We start from the raw sequence: 20,935 nt of genomic DNA, 5'->3' as shown, positions 1-20,935 counted from the left end.
TTGTACTATGTCAACTCCAAATAGCACAATAGGAACCCAATCCGCCGAGCTCCATACGGAGCCGCCAAGATACTGGCTTGCTCATGAAAAGTTTTGGTTCAGGGTGTTCTTTATCTTCTTTTTCGTGTTGGTGGTACCGCTGGATACCAGCTACTATACACAGTGGTTTACGACGGACTGGAATAACCTGCATATCCGCGATATCGGCAGTTTGAGCGGCTCATCGTTCAGCCCGATTAAGATAGTCAACCCCGACCGCCCCGGTGCGCGCGATGTGGGATCGATCGGTGAGTCCCCGACGGATTTTCTGAAGATCAGATCTGAAGAAGGGAGTTTTGGCCTCTTAAGTTATATCAACTGGGCCCTTGCTTTTGGAATAGCATTGATACTTGGCTCCCTGTGGACCGTTTTGGACCGGCGGCCAAGGAATTACCGCGTGTTGTATTATTTCTTGATAACCGCGGTAAGTTATTCGCTGCTGATCAGGCTACAGGGGCTCACATTTTCCAAAGTGTTTCCTTCTCAAATGCCGGAGCTGGCGCTTACACAACTGAATACACCACTCGGTGATTTCGTCGCCCAAAAACTGTATTGGATACAGTTCAGTTTCGTGCCCGATTACCAGCGTTTCGCTGGGTGGGCAGAGTTGTTAATCATGTTATTCCTGTTTTTTAGGCCAACAAGAGCCTTGGGAGCTGCGCTGGCTGTGGCAATGATTGGCAATATAGCTTTCGCCAACCACGCATATGATGGTGGTATCCACCTAGCCGCTTCCTTTTATATGTTGGGAGGGCTATTCGTATTAGCGGCGTATCTACCTGGCATTTGGCGGCTTATCATACAGGAGCAGGATACGGTTCCCTCGGTATACGTTTATCCATTCAGGGAGAAATGGCAGCGGCGTTTCCGGTTCGCGTTCAAAACGTTCGTGTTCCTGTTTTTCTTCGTGTTAAGTGCCTATTTGCACTGGCATAACTACACTTATGACTCTTATAAAGTACCCGCTAACCCCGGATTGCCCGGGTCAAGGGGGGTGTATGATGTCACCGAGTTCAAAGTTAATGGCCAAACCATCCCTTATTCCCCCTTGGATTCCCTGCGATGGCAGCGCGTGACATTTGAAAAATGGTCAACCCTATCGTTTACAGTGTTCAACACATTCAATATCCATGGAGAAGCGGGCAGGGGAAAGCAGTTCGCGGATATCGACCGTACCTACGAGTCGGCAGGGACAGGCGGTGGCAGACGGCATTATTACTATGAGGCCGATACCATCAACAACGTATTGTTTCTGCAGAACAAAAATAAGTTATATCGGGATAAGACGCTACGGCTCCATTATAAGCGCCCAACCGATGAGCAAATTATCCTATGGGGAACCAATGAGTACCAGGATTCGATTTATGTCGTACTGGACAAAAAAGAGGAAGTATACCCCTTATATGAAGGAAGTCCGCAACGGCTTTCCGTACGACCTCAGTAGGGAGGAAGCCCAAAACAATTTAATTCAAATACAAAGATGATATAATCATGAGTGCAGAGCAACATACCGTTTGGAACGAAAAACAAAAAAGCACCTTAAAGTTTTTTACCTTGCTTTTTGCCTTTTCAATCATTCCCTTGTTTGATAAGACGCTTTATAGCCTGTTATTTTCCGGTGAGAAAAACAGCTTCGATTGGGCCTTATTAGTGAGTTACTATCCCCGGATTTTCACTGACGGTACGGAGCTGGGATTATACAGCTATTTAGACTTCGCATTAATCCTATTGGCTTCGGCTGTCGGCGTGGTCGTATGGAACAAAGCTGTAACGCCTAAATCGACGGATGATTATGATAAACTGCATTACTGGGTTCGTGTGGCGGTGAGGTACAAGCTAGCGGTTAGCTTGATCGGTTTCGGACTTTTAAAGATCTTTGTGCTGCAAATACCCTATCCGTCATTAAGCAACCTACATACGAATTACGGTGATTTCCTGCCTTGGAAAATCTACTATCACACCATCGGGATTGTTCCGGGGTATGAAGTGTTTCTGGGCTCCGTTGAAGTAATCACGGGACTGCTTTTGTTACACCGCAAAACCGTCACCTTCGCTACGGGGATTGTGCTGGGTTTTGCAGGCAATGTATTCATGGCAAATATCGCGTACCAGATCGGAGACCATATCCTACTGACCTGGATATTATTGTATGCTGGTTTTCTGTTCGCATATGATGCCCCCCGTCTTTATCGGCTGCTGTTTTTACAGCGCAAGGCGGTGGCTTCACGCTTTAAACCCGATTTTTCCAATGAAAAGCTGCGGAAAACTCGGAGGGTGTTAAAATCCGCTTTTGCTGTTCTACTGCTGTTATTGTTTGTGGAATCGTACAGCGACTACGCCAATGATCCCTATTTGATTCCTAAAGAAGAAGGGTTGGAGGGTGCCTACGGCTATTACAACGTACGTGAATTCGTTTACAACAGGGATACCATCCCGTACTCGCAGGACGATCCATACCGCTGGCAAAACGTCGTCTTCGAAAAATGGGCCACTATCAGCATAAAAATAGCTCGCCCGGTGCAGGTAGACCATGCCCTGTACCGTGAATTGGCTGCTGAAAAGGACAATCGTCGCTATGAATCCGCTGGGGTTGGAGACAGGCACTATTTTTCCTATACGGTGGATTCCATTGCGCGAACTCTGCAACTGCGAAATAAAAACAAATATCATGAAGCGGAAAAATACACCCTGAATTTTAACCATGTGGACGATACGATTATCCTTTCCGGTGTGGATGCGCAGGGTAATACCATTCACGCTACGTTGGATAAAATCAATAGGAAATACATGTTGATCGAAGGCAGGAGAAGGCGGCTAAAGTTATAGAATAGATTACCATCTAAACGTTGACAAGGTATGGCACTAGTACGATTCTTAAAAACAGCCACTCCTGCGCAGGCCCCTTCAGTCTGGACCAACGGGCAGAAGTTCGCCTTTCGCGCAGCCTTTATTTTCGTGGTCTTATGGGCAATACCGCTGGATTACGGCTGGTACCTTCGCCTTTTTGCGTTAGACTACGCCCATTTGAGCTACCAGGACTTCCGCGCCACGGTAAGCACTTATCTGCCGGACTTCTTTGAACACCTTTCCGAAGATGGTTTTTTCGGTGTCCGTAGCTATGTGAATGTCGTTTTCACGATATTTTTGGGTATTGTAGGTTCGGTTATCTGGGGATTCTTCGACCGGAAACGCGCCAACTACAATACGCTTTACTATTGGGCGCTCGTATTGGCACGATACCGTGTGGCGTACGGGGTGATTGCCTGGGGCTACGCCAAAGTGTTCCCTTTACAGATGCCGCCTCCCAGTGTTGGCGGCCTATATACGGAGTACATCCATTATTTCGCCAAGCGTCTGTATTGGCAGGTTACGGGGCTTTCCACCCCATATGTAATTATTCTGGGCTTTGCCGAGTTTATTCCTGCTGCTTTATTGCTATTCCGCCGGACGGCTGTGCTGGGTGCCGCGGGTGTGATTGCGGTGGTGGGCAATGTGTATGTAGCCAACTTAGCATATGACGTTTGCGAGCATATTCCGTCACTCGGCTTTACCATGCTATCCGCGTTTATCTTGTGGTACGATTTTCCCAGGATTTGGAACCTGTTGGTCAACAACAAAGACGAGCAGTTGGTGAGGTACTACCCGGTTTTCGACAAGAAGTGGAAGTTGTCCCTCAAACGTGCTGTTAAATACACGGGCAATGGGATTTTTGTGTTTTTGTTCGGTATTTACCACCTCATCGGTTGGATTAGCAATGATAAGTACAAGCTACCGAAAACTCCGGGGCTGCCGGGCGCTGAAGGCCACTATTCGGTAAAGGAATTTAGGCTGAACGGAGAGACACTTCCCTATTCTCCTTTGGATTCCATCCGATGGCACGATGTTACCTTCGAACGGTTCTCTTCCATCAGCATCTTACTTGCAAACCGGCCGCAGCATATCGCGATGTTCGGGCCTAACTACCCGCGTTGGGGTGAGGCTTACGACAATCAATGGTATTTTCACATCTTAGGCAATGAAAGGCGTTACGAAGGGGCTATTGGACGAAAAGGTCAGCCCCGGAAATACGATGACGAAAGCCGGGATAAACGTATCAATTGGGAGTTTTCGGGCATCAGTGAGCGACATTGGTATTTTTATCGCGCAGATACTGTTAATCAAATCCTATATTTGGAACACAAAAACCGGCGGGATAACGAGTTCAAACAGGTACTCCATTACGAAAGACCAAACAGTACCACTTTTATACTCAATGGCACTAATGAGTTCAACGACGTTATTTATGTGGTATTGGAAAAAACGCCGCACCTCACCACACTCGAACAGGCATTAGATAAAAAATTGTAAATGGCAATCAATATAAAGGACGCGCATTATCGAAAAAAGCTCATCGTTGCTGGCGGCACGGGAGCATTGGGTTCGATTATCACGGCTCGGTACCTAAATACGGACACTGAAGTAGTGGTATTAACCCGTAATGCGTTGCCAGATCAGCACAATGTGCGGTACGTTCGCTGGGACGCCGCAACATTGGGAATCTGGGCCGCGGAGCTTGAGGGAGCTACTGCTGTGGTAAACCTGGTGGGCAAGTCGGTCAATTGCAGGTATACCCGCGCCAACAAGCGCGAAATCATCCAGTCACGGGTAGATGCGACAACCGTTATCGGGAAGGCAATCCAGCAAACCACCTCCCCGCCGAGGGTTTGGATCAATGCTGGTTCGGCAGCGATCTTTGGCAATGCTGGGCCAGCCATAAAAACGGAAGAAAGCATGGATTTTGGCGAAGGATTCTCACCCGAGGTCTGCAAGCAATGGGAGGCCGCCTTTCGGGATGCTCATACTCCGCTGACCCGAAAGATTATGCTACGGATAGGTGTAGTCCTCCAAAACGGTGGCGGCGTGCTGAAACCGTTCGTGAGGCTCGCAAGATTTGGTTTAGGCGGGCCAATCGGTTCCGGTGAGCAATACCTCTCATGGCTCCATGAGACAGACTTCGTACGGTTGGTTGAATGGGTGATTGAGCAGGAGGAAGTGGAAGGCGTCTTGCATGCATGTAGTCCTTTCCCGGTGAAAAACCGGGATTTCATGCGGGCTATCCGTAAAGAATTGGGTGTGCCTTTCGGATTACCCAATCCCGCGTGGTCCACTAAGATAGGTGCTTATTTGATCGGTACGGAAAGCGAACTGGTGCTCTCTGGTCGCCGCGTGGTCTCTCGTGTTTTGGAAAAAGAACAATTTGAATTCAGATTTCCGAAAATAGCCGACACTTTTCGTAATTTAGCCCTGTAATCACGCCAGCTTGAGTTTTCATCGATCATACGACGCCATCGTCATCGGCTCCGGCCCCAATGGGCTTGCTGCTGCGATTACCTTGCAGCAAGCAGGGGTGCAGGTATTGTTGCTGGAAGCCAAACCGACCATCGGTGGGGGGATGCGGACCACCGAACTCACCTTCCCCGGTTTCCACCACGACGTGTGTTCAGCCGTTCACCCCATGGGGGGGGCGTCGCCTTTCCTGCGTTCGTTGCCTTTGCACAACTTCGGCCTCGAATATATTTATCCTGAAGTACTTGCGGCCCATCCGTTCGATGACGGCACGGCAGCGGCACTTTACCCATCCCTCGATGAAACGGCAACGGGTTTGGGAGCTGATGCGGCCGCATACCGGCACCTCTTCGGGCCGTTGGTGGAAGAATGGCCCAAAATTGACGCCCACATCCTGGGGCCGATGCTGAAAATACCGAAAAACCCGCTCGCTTTAACCGCATTTGGCTTAAAGGCGCTCCAATCTGGAAAGCAGATTGCCGCACGTTTCCGTACCCGCGAAGCGAAAGGCCTGTGGGCGGGCATCGTAGCCCATAGTATGATTCCGCTGGATGCCTTCACCTCATCCGCCATTGCCTTTGTGCTCACCATCGCCGGGCACCGCGGCAGTTGGCCCATACCGAAGGGTGGCTCGCAATCCATTGCCGAGGCTATGGCGGGTTACTTCCAATCACTTGGGGGCACGATCCAAACCGATATGGAGGTCAAAACCTTGGCTGATTTACCCGATGCGAAAGCCGTCTTGTTTGACACCTCACCCAAGCAGCTTCTGCAAATCTGTGGCGATGCGTTATCCGCTCTTTACCGTTGGCAATTGAAACGCCACCGGTACGGCATGGGCGTATTCAAAGTAGATTGGGCACTGCGTGAGCCTGTCCCTTTCCAAGCCGAGGCAGCAAGGAAAGCCGGGACCGTGCACTTGGGCGGTACGTTCGATGAAATCGCCCAAGGCGAGCGTCAGGTATGGAAAGGCGGGCACCCCGAGAAACCTTTCGTGCTGTTTGCACAGCAGAGCGTATTCGATGCGTCGCGGGCACCCGCCGGGCAACACACCGGTTGGGCGTATTGCCATGTGCCGAATGGATCGGCTAGAGATATGACCGATGCGATCACAAGCCAGGTTGAACGTTTCGCGCCGGGGTTCCGGGATACCATACGCGCCACCCATATTTTCGATACCGCCCGGATGGAAGGATATAATGCCAATTACATCGGGGGTGATATCAATGGTGGGGTAGTGAATATCGCACAGCTGTTCAATCGGCCTGCACTTCGGTTTTCTCCGTATCGTACTTCTGCCAAAGGTATTTATATTTGCTCGGCGTCTACGCCGCCCGGCGGTGGGGTACATGGCATGTGCGGTCACTACGCGGCTAAGCAGGCGCTAAAAGATATTTTTTAAGCTAACTATTTTTCTTCTTATTATGTCATCATCACGTATAAAGCTCACCGAGGACTGGGCAGTCGTTTTTTTGGGATTCCTCATCATTTTATTGGCCGTAGTGGGTCTGTCAATACCTGTTCCGCAGTATAAGTGGAACGATGGCGCTGCACTGGCTTCGCTGTTTACCGCCACCAATGGCGTAAGTGTTTTTTTCCAGTTCCTATTTGCCTATGCTATCGTCATCATCGGTGCTTTCATTACCGGCAAATCCATCAGATCGCAGTTGATAGGGTTCCCATTGGTGTTTCTGCTTACCGTTGGCGCATTAATCCTTTCGGGTAATGCCTTTTTGAATGACCTGGGATTGGAAACCGTCATTTTCAGCCTATTGATCGGGTTGCTGGTAGGCAACTTATTCAAGCTGCCGCAGTGGTTCCGGGACTCACTGAATGCAGAGTTGCTTGTTAAGATAGGGTTGGTGCTGCTGGGTACGCGGGTCATTTTCTCGGACATCCTTGAGGCAGGGTCGCTGGGGCTGGTACAATCGCTCATCGTCGTCTTGTCGGTATGGTATTTTGCGTTCTGGCTATGCCGCAAGCTTAAGGTCGATGACGAGCTTACGATGATGATTTCCAGTGCCGTTTCGATTTGCGGTGTTTCGGCCGCCATCGCCACGTCGGGCGCCATCAAAGGGGATTCCAAAAAGCTTTCATACGTGGTATCAATGGTGTTGATTACCGCTATACCGATGATGATTGCCATGCCGTATATCGCCAATGCATTCGGGTTTCCCCAGGAGGTTACCGGGGCTTGGCTCGGGGGCAGTATAGATACCACCGGGGCGGTGGTCGCCTCGGGCAGCTTGGTGGGTGAACGTGCGTTGGAAATCAGCACGATTGTGAAGTTCTCGCAAAACGTATTGTTGGGTATCGCGGCACTTGCTATTTCCATCTATTGGACCTACCGGGGCACGCCCGATGGCGAATACGTGGAGAAACCGGGACTGGGGGTGATCTGGGAGCGCTTTCCCAAGTTCGTATTGGGTTTCATCGGTGCGTCGCTGTTGTTTTCCTTCGTGCTGGATGCCGCTACCGTAACAGCGGTGAACGGAGGTGTCAAGAGTATCCAGGGCCTGTGGTTCGCGCTGGCATTTACCAGTATCGGCCTCGAAACGAATTTCAAAGACCTCTTGGGGCACAACAGCATCAAGCCCTTCTATGCGTTCCTTGTTGCGCAGTTTTTCAATATCTTGATTACGCTGGCCGTAGCGTGGTGGCTGTTTGGTTAGTGACGGATTCGTGAAATCGTTACTGCGAAGTATGTATTCGCGGATTACAACGGATTGGAGGCGGTGGAGCGGGCGATAGGTTAAAGGCCCTGCAAATATGCTTCAACGGTGACAATCTTTGTCTGTCTATATTGGCCCAAAACCAGCAAATCATTATCGCCGGTTATCAAATGGGTTGCACGGCCATCTTCGGCCAATGCCAGCAAAAAATTGTCTTTATCATCTCTGCAATCACTCGCCTCACTAACGACATTTATCGGTTCAGCCCTCAAGCTTAGTTGATGCAATAAGGAGGAAACGTCTTCGGGATGGAAATACTTCTTGAACTTCGGGCGCTGAGTCACTTCAACAAGTTCATCTAATAATTCTTGAGAAAACAGAAGGACAATCTCTTTCTTCACTAGGATCGTGTCCAGTTTTCTCAATCCTTTCGAGAGGAGATAACTTATCCAGAGGTTAGTGTCAATGATTATTCGATGCCTTCTTTTTGGCATAACGTTGAGATCTTACCAATTCAACCTCTTTGGTTATTTCCGCTAAGCTTGGCGCGTCATCGGCAGCGGTTGACCGAAATTTATCCACCAACTTTTGAAAACTATCGTTACGAATGGGCTTAATTGCTATCAAGCCTAGTGCTGCCAGATCTTTCAGCAGCTTGCTCGCTTTAGGATTCAATATATCTACTTGCAGCGTCTCCATGATGCCAAAGATAATCTTTTTTCCATAAAAAGCTGCCCTCGGATTGGCGACCAAAGCACACGTACGTTAATCGAAGGCGAGGTAGGGCGTGTATCCCGTTTTTTGTATCAGTGCTTGGCCTTGGGCAGATTGGATCCAGGCAATTAGTTTTTCGGTATTAGCAGAAGGGTGCCGGTTGGTTACCACATAGAATGGTGCGGTAAGCGGATAGCTTCCGTCTTCAATTGCCTCCCGATCCGGATAGACCCCATTAACACGTAAAAGCCGGATTCGGTTGTTTTGAACCATGTCGGTCGCATAGAAGCGAAACGTAAACCCCAGCGCGCGGTGGTAATTGCGGTAGGTGGCTACGGTATGGACCATTCCGCCCATGCCCGCTGGGGTTTGGTCCATGGGTGCTTCGCTTAGCTCGGCGTCACCCATCATGCGGATAAGGGCCGTTTGGCTACCGCTCCCTTTGGGGCGTTGGTAAGCGATGATGCGCGACCATGGGCCTCCAGCGGTTCGCCAATTTCCGATTTCGCCCGAATAGATGCCTTTCAATTGTTCGATGCTCAGGTTGTCGACGTTGTTTTCTTTGTGGGTAAAAAACACAAAAGCTTCCTTGCCGATGGGGTGAAATGTGAACGCCGTGCCTTGGGATTTTGCATAGGTGAGCTGTTCGGCGGAGGGGTCCGCTACAAAAATGACATCGGCTTCACCTTCCGCCAGTGCCTTGTAAGCATCAATGGTTTTGCTGCATCGGATGTATCCCGTGTGGGGAGGATAGTCTCCCCGCGGATAAACAGCTTCGGCAAATGCCGCATAGACCGGATAAAGGGCCGTTGCGCCATCCATAACCGGTAGGTCGTTTTCCAATTTCAGTGTCGCCGGATAATCCAGTTTTGCAACCTTTGACGAGTCGCTGAATGGCCTGTAAACGGAAAGGTCGACCTCCCGCTGGTGTACCAACGGTATGCTGTTCACATAAGCCTGGCGCCATTCATAACCCGCGGTAGCCAGTAGACAGGCCACCGCCACCATGCTCACACCGCTAAACAACCAACGCAGCGAAATACGGTTGACAAGGTAGACGCCGGTTACCGCTGCCAAGGCCAGTGCCGCTATGACCGACATGCCGGCATAATAGGGAAGCCCGCTGAAGGCAAAGACCACCCACAAAAAGAGGCCGGCAACGAGCGCCAGTATGATGAACAATAGGCTGAAAATAATTCGGAGAGTTGTCATCTTATCGCTATAACATCCGCGAGCGGTTATTCATCTGCGAAGTCCACTTTGCTGTTCACGGTGAACATACGAAACTACAAAAAAGGATCGCTAAATCTACCATCTATGATAAACTTTCGACTTGCTTAAACGGGTTTAAGTTTTTGTTTTTTCTTGTTGGACGCCTGGCGCGAAAACGATCTTTTCACCGAAGAAGAGCGCATTTGGCATGTTTGCAGGGATTTGTCCGTAAGGTAATTATTCAGTAAGTTTGCTCTTATGGGAAACGCGGTACAAAGCAAAGACGCGATCTTTTCATTGCTTCAGATGAATCGAAGTAAGATTGATATGCAAGACTTGATCACTATTTTCACCGGTGAGAATATTGATGCTAAAACCTTAAGAAAATCTGCATGGTGACGCAAAAAATAATCTGCGACACAGATGTCCTTATTGAGTTCTTTGATGAGAATAAAACACGTCATTCCGAAACTGCTGGTGCCATAGAAAAAATTGGGATAAATAATATGTTGATTTCAGCCATCAGTAAAATGGAGCTGATTAAGGGAACTCGCCATAAGGAACATAGCCAACAGGTTGGCAATTCCCGACGCTTTGATAGCCGCTACTTCTCTTGAAACCGGACTAAACTTTTCACCTACAATGTAAGGGATTTCAAGTTTATAAAAGGTCTGAACCTGTATAATTCCAAATAATCTTTAACTCAAATATTCAAATAACCCACCTACGCACATTTTCTTCCTAAAACACGCACTTTTTATACCTTTTAATGTCTACTAAATCAGTATACTTTTGTTGCGATTAGCAATTAAAAGTAATTCAAATGATATTGAAATCTTTACGTATTCATTTAAAGGCAATTGGGACGATTGCCCTGACGAGCTTCGGAATAACTGTATTTACGCTGCTTCGTGCCCAAGAAACCCAACCGCTGATCAATGCCACTTTTGAGGGCGTTGTACAAGATGCGGCTACGCAAGAGCCCCTAGTGGGAGCCACTATTCAGTTGGCAGGTGTCACACACAGTACCAAAACAGATAGGCAGGGGCATTTCCGGTTTGTGACCGGACAGAAGTTGCCGATCACTGTCATTGTCTCTTATTTGGGTTATAATACCAAGGAGGTGGTGGTAAACGAGGCCAACGTAATCATCGGATTGGAACGGCATGCGACTGGCTTGGGCGAGGTGGTGGTCACTTCGCGGCGCCGCCGGGAATTGCTGCAGCATGTACCGATACCGGTATCGGTAGTGAGCGGTGCACTCGCCGAAGAGAGCGGGGCATTTAACGTAAACCGGCTGAAAGAGCTGGTGCCTACTGTGCAGTTGTATTCTTCCAATCCCCGTAATACAGGGTTAAGTATCCGTGGCTTAGGCACTACGTTTGGGCTTACCAACGATGGTATCGATCCAGGGGTTGGATTTTATGTGGACGGCGTTTACTACGCACGGACGGCGGCTACCACCCTCGACTTCATTGATGTGGAGCAAATCGAGGTGCTACGTGGCCCACAGGGCACCCTATTCGGCAAGAATACCGTAGCTGGTGCATTTAACGTCACCACCCGTAAACCCTCGTTTGTACCGGAAGGCAGGGCTGAACTGAGTTACGGGAATTATGGATACATCCAAGCAAAGGCTTCTGTGAGCGGTCCGCTGACCGATCACCTAGCTGCACGCCTGTCATTCAGTGGCACACAACGCGACGGCGTGCTTTACAACGTAGCTACGCAGCAGCGGTTGAATGATCTGAACAACCTCGGGGTGCGCGGCCAGCTCCTGTATGCGCCGTCCGAAAATTGGCAGGTATTGGTAACCGGCGATGCCTCCCGTCAGCGCCCCGTAGGGTATGCGCAGGTTATTGCCGGTGTGGCACCGACACAGCGGCCGGCGTATCGGCAGTTTGAGCAGATCATCGCCGACTTGGGATATGAATTGCCGAGCCGAGACCCGTTCGACCGCTTAATAGACCACGATACGCCTTGGCAATCGGGCCAGGACCTGGGCGGTATATCGGCCAATGTGGATGTAAAGCTGGGACCAGGTGTACTCACGGCGACCACCGCTTGGCGGTATTGGAACTGGATGCCATCGAACGACCGTGATTTTACTGGGTTGCAGGGGCTAGCTTTGTCGCAGGCCCCATCGCGCCATGAACAGTGGTCGCAAGAGGTACGCTGGGCGGGCGACCTATCGCCGAAGGTAAGTGCTGTGGTTGGTCTTTTTGCATTCGGACAGTCGCTTCACGCCGATTCTGCTCATACGGAAGAATCGGGTAGGGACCAATGGCGCTTTTCGCAGAATTCGGAGAGCGAATTGTGGCAGACACCTGGACTATTGGAAGGCTATGGCATAAAAACATACCCCAGCTTGGAGACATTCAGCGGGGCGGTGTTTGCTCAGGTCGACTGGAAAATCACGCCGACCCTACGCTTGTTGCCGGGTATCCGGTTCAATTACGATAAGAAGGCAGTTGATTTCCGCCGGGAAACCTATGGAGGTTTACAGACCGATGACCCCGAGTTACTCGCTATTAAAAACGCGGTTTACTCGGCGCAAGCTTTCGAGGCTGATATCGACGATACCGATGTGTCCGGGCAGGTTACCATTGCTTACGAACCGTCACACAAGGTAAATACATTCGCCACATTCTCTACCGGGTTTCGGCCGGTCGGATTGAACTTGGGTGGGCTGCCCCGCGAAAATGGGCAAAATATGCTGGAGCTCGCCGTGATTAAGCCCGAGCGCGTTAGGCATTATGAAGTGGGCGTGAAAGCACAGCCTATACGCAATGTTTCCTTGGGATTGATTGTGTATAATACCGAGGTAAAAGATTACCAGGCCCAGGTACAGTCGGCAGATTTATCCGTAAACCGCGGGTACCTCGCCAATGCGGAGCACATCCGGGTCAATGGGCTTGAAGTGGACGCCAACGCGAGGCTCGGCTCCTTTTTCTCGGTGTATGCTTCGCTAGCGTATACCAATGGCAAGTATGTGAAGTTTACCAATGCACCCCCGCCGTTGGAAGAAACCGGTGGGCCAACATTTAAAGATATCTCGGGTGGAGAATTGCCCGGTATTTCCGAATGGGCCGCGTCGTTCGGTGGCGAGGCGCTGACCAAAACCACCAATTTATTTGGGCAGGAGGGCGAATTTGTTTTCGCATTGGACGGTTTTTACCGTTCATCATTTTCTTCAAACCCGTCCCCGTCAACATACCTGGTTGTAGATGGTTACACACTGATTAATGGGCGGGTCGGGTTCCGTGCGGCCCAAGGGGTTTCCCTTTTCGTTTGGGGCCGCAATCTTTTCGATACGGACTACTTCGAGCAGCTACTGCCGGCAGGTGGCAATGCCGGGCACTACGCCGGCGTATTGGGCGATCCGCGTACATACGGCGTTACGTTGCGGTACGCGTTTTAATGAGGCAGCCTGCACATTGAAAAAAATATCTATTAAATTAGTAGTCTTTTTATAAAAAGTAATACCTTTACCTCCCGAAAGGGAAAAACAGCTTGGAGCGGTGTTATTTTGGAGTCTAAAAGTACGACGATGGGGCAGACAGCTATTCTGGTAAAAGTCAAACGCTTGCGAAAAGAGCGCGGGTTGTCGCAAGCCGAAATGGCGGATGCCTTACATATCGCATTGAAGACCTACCAAAATATCGAAGGTGGGATTACACGGATTGACATCGATCGGCTGGGTCAGATCGCGAACGTATTAGACGTAAAACTGCATGAATTGGTGGGTGACGAAAAGGCGCCACACGAAGATATCGAGCGTTTTATCATGGAAGAGAAAGCATTATACCATAAAATAATCCACGACAAAGAAGCTTACATTGCACAGTTGGAAGACAGCATTCGCTTTTACCGTGAAATGCTTAAGGAAGGAAGGGCTTTTTGAGTTATAAAATGCGTAACCTTGTGGGATTGTTAATTGTGGCACCGTTTAATGGTTAACCAATGATTCGCCCGAAATCCAAGTTGCCACATACTGGCACGTCAATATTTACGCAAATGTCCCACCTAGCCGCCCAGTATGGAGCGATTAACCTCTCGCAGGGTTTCCCGGATTTTGATTGTTCGCCGCGGCTTATCGACTTGGTAGAACGTTATATGCGGGCCGGGCATAACCAATACGCGCCAATGGCAGGTGTGGCCATGCTTCGTGAGCGCATCGGTGCTAAAGTGGAAGTGACCACAGGTGTCTGTTATGATCCGGAGACCGAAATCACCGTGACCGCTGGCGCCACCCAAGCACTGTTCACGGCTATGGCAGCGCTTATCCGGCCCGGCGATGAAGTGATTTTATTCGAACCGGCCTATGATGCGTATGCGCCTGCCGTGCGGCTATTCGGAGGCGTGCCCAAGCCGGTCACCCTGCTGGCACCCGATTTTGCCATCAACTGGCAAACTGTGGCACAGCTGATGAATGATAAGACCCGATTGATTGTTATCAATTCACCGAACAACCCCACTGCAAGGGTATTTAGTGATACTGATTACCGCGAACTTTCGCGTCTTCTTGTTGATCGGGATTGCTATCTATTGAGCGATGAAGTTTATGAACACGTAGTATTCGATGGTACAAGACATTGCAGCGCTGCGCAGTATCCCGAATTGCGCGAGCGTGCTTTTGTAGTTGCTTCTTTCGGTAAATGCTATCACATCACCGGATGGAAGATCGGTTACTGTTTCGCACCCCGTCGGCTGACGGAGGAATTCCGCAAGGTGCATCAATTCAATGTATTCAGCGTGAATACACCCATCCAATACGCGTTGGCCGATTTTCTGGATAGGCCAGAAGAATACCTTGGGCTTGCTGCATTTTTCCAAGCGAAACGCGACCTGCTATTGCGTGGGCTTGCGGGTACGCCATTTGCGCCTTTACCTTGCCAAGGGACCTACTTTCTGTTGGCGGATTATTCGGCCATCAGTGACCAGCCCGAGCAGACCTTCTGCCAGTGGCTTACCCAGCAACATGGCGTGGCTACCATACCCGTAGCCGCATTTTACACCGATTCAATCAATCAAAGGTTAATCAGGATCTGCTTTGCAAAACGCGAGGAAACATTAGAAAAGGCAATAGAACGCCTCATGGCCGTCAAAACGTCATGAAGCATCCCTGCTGTATTAACCGACCTTTCGCACCCCGGTGGTAGCACCACCTTCCAGCGTAAGGTTCACGGGCTTGTTCTGTTCCCACGCACCCCGGGTAAAATCGGGTATATCCAGTGAGTGCGAGCGCCTTCCCACTGACTGTTCGCTTAGCGGGATTATGGAGCTCCACGCCACGGAGTCGTAGACGTCTATATCCAGCGGCAACCCGTTGCGCAGGCAATCAATCAGCCGCCAGTCCATGATGAAGTCCATACCGCCGTGGCCACCCACCTGCTTGGCCGCTTCGCCCACATGTTTGATAAGCGCTGGTGTATACTTATCGTAAAGCTCTTGCAGTTCCTCGTCTTTTACCCAATCATGGCCAAACGCAATGCGCTCGGGAGAGGGCCATTTGGAGGCCACGCCCTTGGTGCCGCTGACCAGGTGTATGCGCGAGTAAGGCCGGGGTGAGGTCACATCGTGCTGTATCATCATGGTCTTACCCTTTGTGGTGTGTATGAGTGTGGTGTTCATGTTGCCGCGGTAAGTGCGTCCCGCAAACGGCTCGAAAAACGGATCATCCTTGGCCTTCGCTGCGGCCGTATCCGCCATCATGAAGTCGTTGGTAGACATCGATACGAGGTAGTCCATCTTGTCGCCGCGGTTGATGTCCAGACACTGGGCGATGGGCCCTAGGCCATGCATGGGATAGAGATTTCCATTATGCGTAGCGTTCATCCGCAGCCGCCACATGTCCGCATAGCCATCCTTGTTGAAATTGAGGTCGAGCAGGTCGTGGATATAGGCGCCTTCGGCGTGTATGATTTCACCGAATAAACCGTTGCGCGCCATATTGAGTGTCAGCATTTCGAAGAAGTCGTAACAACAATTCTCCAGCATCATGCAGTGTTTTTTTGTCCGCTCTGAAGTTTCGACCAGCTCCCAGCATTCATCCAGTGTAAGGGCAATGGGTATCTCGCTTGCTGCGTGCTTGCCATGCTCCATCGCAAATACCGCCATCGGGGTATGCAGGTCCCATGGCGTACAGATGTAAACGAGGTCCAGTTCCTCGTTGGCCACCATGTCCTTCCAACCGTCCTCACCCGAATACTCTTTCGCTTTGGGTAGGCCGGCGTCCTCGAGGATACGCTGGGCTTTGGATGCCCTGGCCGGATACTTGTCGCATAGGGCCTTGATTTCTACGCCTTCGATACGCGACATGCGGTTTACGGCACCGGGACCACGCTGGCCTAAGCCGATAAATCCGATGCGGACTTTATCGATTTTGGGTGCGGCGTAACCACTCATGTTGAAGCGCTGCGGGCGCGCAGGTTGAGCGTTGAGCATCCAATCATTGCCGGCGTTGCGCGCTTCACGTGCCACGGCGGGCAACGTAGCCACGGCTCCCGAAAGGAGGGTGGCGCTTCTCAAGAAATTTCTACGGTTGTACTTCATATTTAGTGTTTTGGGGTCAGCACCCACGTGTCGCACCTCGTTTGTTTAACAATAATAGCATAGTTTACCGAGTTATCAAAATATTAATATAACGCAACCGTTTGTGTGAGTTTTCAGTTACGCTCAGTCGCTAAGGGCGCTAATAAGTACTTTCGGCTTAGGCAGGCCCATAGCCTTTATCTCCGCTTTACATTGGTCAACCATCTCCTGTGTCATGCGGTAATGGTAATTTCCATAATCCTCGTAATCAAAATCGCCTACGTAGAAAAAGCCATACTGATCAAAGAAATCCGTCAAATCGACGTTCCCCACTTTACAGGCTGTTTTGACGAAGTTGAGCTGGTGAGGGGCGGGATTGTCTCCGCGATCGCCCCACCCTCCCCGCCGCCGTGGCCGCTGGTCCTCGGCTCCTTGTATTCGGAAGGCTTCGAACAAATCGGGGTAAAAGTCGGGATTTTCGCCAGCGCCCGAAAAATACAATTGCAATTGCCAGAACGGAACCAGCCGGTTGAAAACGTCCTCGTCTTGTAAGTAGCTAATTTTCCCTTCGATAATACTTTCGCGGGCTTTTTGGTAATTCCCTTGCTCGGAAATCCGGCTTTTATTGCCGAACGACGTCGTTACATACAACGAAAAGACATTGTTGCTCACCTCACCCAGACCGCCCCAATTAAAGGCCGGCCGCAGCTGGTGCACGTGGCCTACTTCATGGCTGAATCCCCAACAGGGGTCGCCCGAAATTACCCGGTCGGGGTCTACCACTAATGGCATTGCATTGCCGGGGTCCGTGCCCATATAAGCGACCCCATCGCCATCCCGAAACATGTAATAGTTATAATTTACCCGTGCCAGGATTCTGTTTTTCGGAACTTTGTCATACTTGACCAATCCCATGAGCCGGTGCTGCCGATAAACCAATGAATCGTAGTTGCTGATTAATTCGACTCCCCTTCCGTATGCATGCGTTTTACAATCGGCCGCCGGGTAAGCGACTTGAATATGCTGTCCCCTCGCATCAATGATTGGATAGACGGCATGGTCGATGAGCTTATTCCAGTCGGTGTCGTCATTTACTTCCACATCGAAGTAGCCGTTTACCTGGGCTGCTGGGAAATGCACCTGTATGGGGTTCTCGTTTTCAGGTGTATCCGAAAAATAGTCAATATAGGCCAATCCATCGAAATCTTTTACATCAATGATGTTTACGCCGTTGTGCAGCCGGATTTCTTGGCGCACAATACCCCAGCCCGCGGGGTCTCTGGTAGGCTCAATGCCGTCAGGCGCACGCCGGTTCCAGTTGGGGATGAGCAGATTTACCGTTTGATCTTGGGTGATGCCATCTACAAGTACCACGTGCTTGCCCATCGGTAAATAAATGCCGGTCATGTTTTCGTATTTGCTGTACCCATCGCCAATCAGGAGATGGTGGCCCAATGTAGCCGGTGTCAAGCAAGCGTCGTAGGTTGCATAGCGATATTTGGCATCATACCGGCCCTCAAGGAGCTGTTGGGCCGTTTCTTTCAATTGGCTGTTCTGTATTCTTTCAATATCACGTTTTTTGGTTCCCTTCTTCAGCGCGTGTGCCAACGGGTTTTCAAAGAACGATAGGTCGGCGTATATTTCTGCAAGTTCGCCGGCAGACTGTGCCCGGACGTGAAATAACGTCGACGTTAGAAATAGTAACAGTACTAATTTTATGGTTCTCATTTAGATACCTGATTAAATTATTTATGAGTATGCGTTTCCGTCGGCACAAATGAGCTCGTTACGCTCGTTTGTCCTTTATCAGTGATGATGTTTAATGGTAATAAAACTTGCATAGCTTATTTTAACGCAGCGGCTTAGCACATAAACCCCAAGCATAATTAATGTAAATTTTTGACAAATTGAAATGATGAGGCAACGCAACCGTTTGCTTAATTTGTACCCCAAGGCATTGACAATCGTTTGTGTATATGGCTGACGTTTGTTTTGTATTTTGCAAATCGATATTCCGTTAACTATTCACCAGTTAGCAAACGCGTTGTGATCCCCAAGAATTGTTCAATCAGTATGATGTGCGCCTTAGCGTTTTCGCCAACAATACGCGGGGGAGGTGAACAGGCGGAGGTCATGGACGAGCTGAATAAACACATAGGGGCTGAAGTGAGGGTGCGCATACGATTGCGTAGCCCAATACGCACGCGCCAGTAAATATTTCCCCGAAAACTTGCTGTATTAATGGCATTAATACCTATTTTTGCTTCTCACCTTTTACGTAATTCCTATAATGGCAAGACTAAATTTACTGGAAGAGACACGCTTCGAGAAAGTACCCGTGAGTGTTTGCTCCGACCCCACCGCGGCCTCCTTGGCGGTGGCGAAACGTATCGCGGACCTGATTCGCGGCAAGAAAGAAAGAGGTGAGCAGGCTATTCTTGGCTTAGCTACAGGCGCAACCCCCGTGAAAGTATACCAGGAGCTGGTTCGTCTGCACCGGGAGGAAGGACTCAGCTTCCAAAACGTGGTCACCTTCAACCTCGATGAATACTATCCCATGTTGCCCGATTCGGAGCAGAGTTATGTGACGTTTATGAACAGGCATCTTTTTGACCATGTAGACATCGAGCGGGCCAACGTGCATATCCCCGATGGTACATTGTCGATGGAAGATATCCATGACTACTGCTTAGCCTACGAACAGAAAATAACTGCATTGGGCGGATTGGATCTACAGCTACTCGGCATCGGCCGTACCGGCCACATCGGCTTCAACGAGCCCGGATCCGCGCCAAATTCCGGCACGCGGTTGGTTACGCTCGACGACCTTACGCGGCGAGATGCCTCGCGTGACTTCGGTGGTAAGGAGAATGTACCTACGAAGGCCATCACCATGGGCATCGGTACCATCTTCAAAGCCCGCGAGATCATTCTCATGGCGTGGAACCAGAAAAAAGCAGAGATCGTGAAGAAAGCCGTCGAAGGCGAGCTTTCGTCCGATGTGCCGGCCACTTACCTGCAACTGTCAGACAGCGTGGAGTTCGTGCTCGACCAAGACGCTGCATCCTTGCTGACCCGATTTGATACGCCGTGGCTGGTGAAGGATTGCGTGTGGGACCGCAAAACCATCAAGAAAGCCGTGGTCTGGCTCTCGCAAACGCTTAATAAGCCGGTACTTAAGCTTACCGAAGACGACTATAACACCAACGGTATGGCTCAATTGGCTACCGAGAAGGGGCCTGTGTACCACATCAATATCGACATTTTCAATCAGCTGCAGCACACCATTACTGGATGGCCAGGCGGCAAACCCAATGCCGACGATAGCCAGCGCCCGGAGCGCCGCGACCCGGCGAAGAAACGGTCGATCATTTTCTCGCCGCATCCCGATGACGATGTGATCTCCATGGGCGGTACGTTTATCCGACTGGCCGACCAAGGGCACGACGTGCATGTGGCGTACCAGACGTCCGGCAACACGGCCGTTTGGGATGACGATGCCCTCCGTTTCATCGAGTTTGCTACCGACTTTGCCAAATCGCAGGGCATCGATACGCAGAAATTGGAAGTGCTCTACCGCGATGCGCGCCAGTTTATTGCCGACAAGAAGCCCAACCAAATGGATACGGCCGAGTTGCTCACCGTGAAAGGGCTTATCCGCAAGGGTGAGGCCATCGCCGGTGCACGCTTTGCCGGGTTGCCCGATGAAAACATCCATTTCCAGAACCTGCCTTTCTACGACCGCGGCAAGTACAGTAAAGAACTCGATTTCGAAGACGATATCGTGGCTACCATGGAACTGCTTCAGCAAGTCAAGCCCCATCAGATTTTTGCTGCCGGCGACTTTGCCGATCCGCACGGTACACATAAGGTGTGTTTCGATATCATCCACCAGGCGATGACGCGCCTCCGCAAAACCGAAGCGTGGGCAACCGATTGCTGGCTATGGCTTTACCGCGGTGCTTGGCATGAATTTGAAATCCACGAGATCGAAATGGCTGTACCACTCTCACCGCAGGAGGTGCTGCGCAAACGGCACGCGATATTCAAGCACCAATCGCAGAAAGACCTCCCGGTGTTTCCGGGGGATGATGCGCGCGAGTTCTGGGTGCGCGCCGAAGAGCGCACACGCGAAACCGCAAAACTGTACGACCGCTTGGGAATGGCCGAATATGAGGCCATCGAAGCATTCGTGCGTTGGAAATTTGAAGAAGAATAAAAATCGTTGCCCATGGCCGAAGCCATGGGCAACTAACTAATTGCTTTTCCGCCCGGAAAATCCACCGATGCCCTTAAACCCGGTACGCCCGCTACCGGTTGGCAACCTTCATCTTTAGCAACATTCGTGTTACAAATGAAAAAATCAATCCATCGATTGAATGGTGTTGAAAACACGGATTTCTGGCTATGTTAACGGGCGTTTTTAATTTCTTAACACC

16 protein-coding genes are annotated in these 20,935 nt (G+C 50.3%); 11 read left to right on the top strand and 5 right to left on the bottom strand.

The window, feature by feature from the left end; all coding sequences use genetic code 11:
- Window positions 1–7: 7 nt before the first annotated feature.
- From VNQ80_RS09915 to VNQ80_RS09890, 6 genes are read left to right on the top strand one after another with little or no spacing between them, the layout of a single operon-like run.
- Window positions 8–1,483, top strand: a complete 1,476-nt coding sequence (locus tag VNQ80_RS09915; RefSeq protein ID WP_325638019.1) for a hypothetical protein — start codon at window positions 8–10, stop codon at window positions 1,481–1,483.
- A gap of 47 nt (window positions 1,484–1,530) precedes the next feature.
- Window positions 1,531–2,865 carry a DoxX family protein gene (locus VNQ80_RS09910; RefSeq protein WP_325638017.1) on the top strand — a complete coding sequence of 445 codons (1,335 nt, stop codon included), beginning with the start codon at window positions 1,531–1,533 and terminating at the stop codon, window positions 2,863–2,865.
- 30 nt (window positions 2,866–2,895) lie between these two features.
- Window positions 2,896–4,386, top strand: a complete 1,491-nt coding sequence (locus tag VNQ80_RS09905) for a hypothetical protein (protein ID WP_325638015.1) — start codon at window positions 2,896–2,898, stop codon at window positions 4,384–4,386.
- Window positions 4,387–5,328 carry a TIGR01777 family oxidoreductase gene (locus VNQ80_RS09900; RefSeq protein ID WP_325638013.1) on the top strand — a complete coding sequence of 314 codons (942 nt, stop codon included), beginning with the start codon at window positions 4,387–4,389 and terminating at the stop codon, window positions 5,326–5,328.
- Between the two features lie 10 nt (window positions 5,329–5,338).
- Complete coding sequence (locus VNQ80_RS09895) at window positions 5,339–6,766, top strand: NAD(P)/FAD-dependent oxidoreductase (protein WP_325638011.1); 1,428 nt, start codon at window positions 5,339–5,341, stop codon at window positions 6,764–6,766.
- 22 nt (window positions 6,767–6,788) lie between these two features.
- Window positions 6,789–8,036 carry a YeiH family protein gene (locus tag VNQ80_RS09890; protein WP_325638009.1) on the top strand — a complete coding sequence of 416 codons (1,248 nt, stop codon included), beginning with the start codon at window positions 6,789–6,791 and terminating at the stop codon, window positions 8,034–8,036.
- Window positions 8,037–8,116: 80 nt separating this feature from the next.
- Here VNQ80_RS09890 and VNQ80_RS09885 read toward each other — a convergent pair whose 3' ends face one another.
- The 3 genes from VNQ80_RS09885 to VNQ80_RS09875 all read right to left on the bottom strand — a co-directional run bounded on the left by VNQ80_RS09885 (window position 8,117) and on the right by VNQ80_RS09875 (window position 9,962).
- Complete coding sequence (locus VNQ80_RS09885; RefSeq protein ID WP_325638007.1) at window positions 8,117–8,530, bottom strand: putative toxin-antitoxin system toxin component, PIN family; 414 nt, start codon at window positions 8,528–8,530, stop codon at window positions 8,117–8,119.
- A complete protein-coding gene (locus VNQ80_RS09880) occupies window positions 8,499–8,735 on the bottom strand; it encodes a hypothetical protein (RefSeq protein ID WP_325638005.1) in 237 nt (78 codons plus the stop codon). The genes VNQ80_RS09885 and VNQ80_RS09880 overlap by 32 nt, the downstream gene beginning before the upstream one ends.
- Before the next feature lie 66 nt (window positions 8,736–8,801).
- Window positions 8,802–9,962: a PstS family phosphate ABC transporter substrate-binding protein gene (locus VNQ80_RS09875; protein WP_325638003.1), complete on the bottom strand. Its 1,161-nt coding sequence runs from the start codon at window positions 9,960–9,962 to the stop codon at window positions 8,802–8,804.
- Between the two features lie 392 nt (window positions 9,963–10,354).
- Here VNQ80_RS09875 and VNQ80_RS09870 point away from each other — a divergent pair, with 392 nt between their 5' ends.
- The 4 genes from VNQ80_RS09870 to VNQ80_RS09855 all read left to right on the top strand — a co-directional run bounded on the left by VNQ80_RS09870 (window position 10,355) and on the right by VNQ80_RS09855 (window position 15,080).
- Window positions 10,355–10,579, top strand: coding sequence for a PIN domain-containing protein (locus VNQ80_RS09870; protein WP_325638001.1), 225 nt, complete (start codon window positions 10,355–10,357; stop codon window positions 10,577–10,579).
- 206 nt (window positions 10,580–10,785) lie between these two features.
- Entirely contained in the window at window positions 10,786–13,383 is a 2,598-nt protein-coding gene (locus VNQ80_RS09865) for a TonB-dependent receptor (RefSeq protein ID WP_325637999.1), read from the top strand.
- 129 nt (window positions 13,384–13,512) lie between these two features.
- Window positions 13,513–13,866 (top strand): helix-turn-helix transcriptional regulator, encoded by a 354-nt coding sequence (locus VNQ80_RS09860; protein WP_325637997.1) that lies wholly within the window; start codon window positions 13,513–13,515, stop codon window positions 13,864–13,866.
- Between the two features lie 59 nt (window positions 13,867–13,925).
- A complete protein-coding gene (locus tag VNQ80_RS09855) occupies window positions 13,926–15,080 on the top strand; it encodes a methionine aminotransferase (RefSeq protein WP_325637995.1) in 1,155 nt (384 codons plus the stop codon).
- A 15-nt stretch (window positions 15,081–15,095) separates the two neighbouring features.
- On the opposite strand, the gene VNQ80_RS09850 is transcribed toward VNQ80_RS09855, so the two are convergent.
- Window positions 15,096–16,517, bottom strand: coding sequence for a Gfo/Idh/MocA family protein (locus VNQ80_RS09850; protein WP_325637993.1), 1,422 nt, complete (start codon window positions 16,515–16,517; stop codon window positions 15,096–15,098).
- Between the two features lie 123 nt (window positions 16,518–16,640).
- Window positions 16,641–18,224 (bottom strand): M60 family metallopeptidase, encoded by a 1,584-nt coding sequence (locus VNQ80_RS09845; protein WP_325637991.1) that lies wholly within the window; start codon window positions 18,222–18,224, stop codon window positions 16,641–16,643.
- A 562-nt stretch (window positions 18,225–18,786) separates the two neighbouring features.
- Between VNQ80_RS09845 and nagB the strand changes: the two genes are divergently transcribed.
- Window positions 18,787–20,715 carry a glucosamine-6-phosphate deaminase gene (gene nagB / locus VNQ80_RS09840; protein WP_325637989.1) on the top strand — a complete coding sequence of 643 codons (1,929 nt, stop codon included), beginning with the start codon at window positions 18,787–18,789 and terminating at the stop codon, window positions 20,713–20,715.
- Window positions 20,716–20,935: the final 220 nt, after the last annotated feature.

The sequence above is a fragment of the Parapedobacter sp. genome, from assembly GCF_035556095.1.
GTDB lineage: Bacteria > Bacteroidota > Bacteroidia > Sphingobacteriales > Sphingobacteriaceae > Parapedobacter.
The sequence above is the reverse complement of the archived record's forward strand: the minus strand, read 5'-3'. Positions and strand labels throughout refer to the sequence as shown.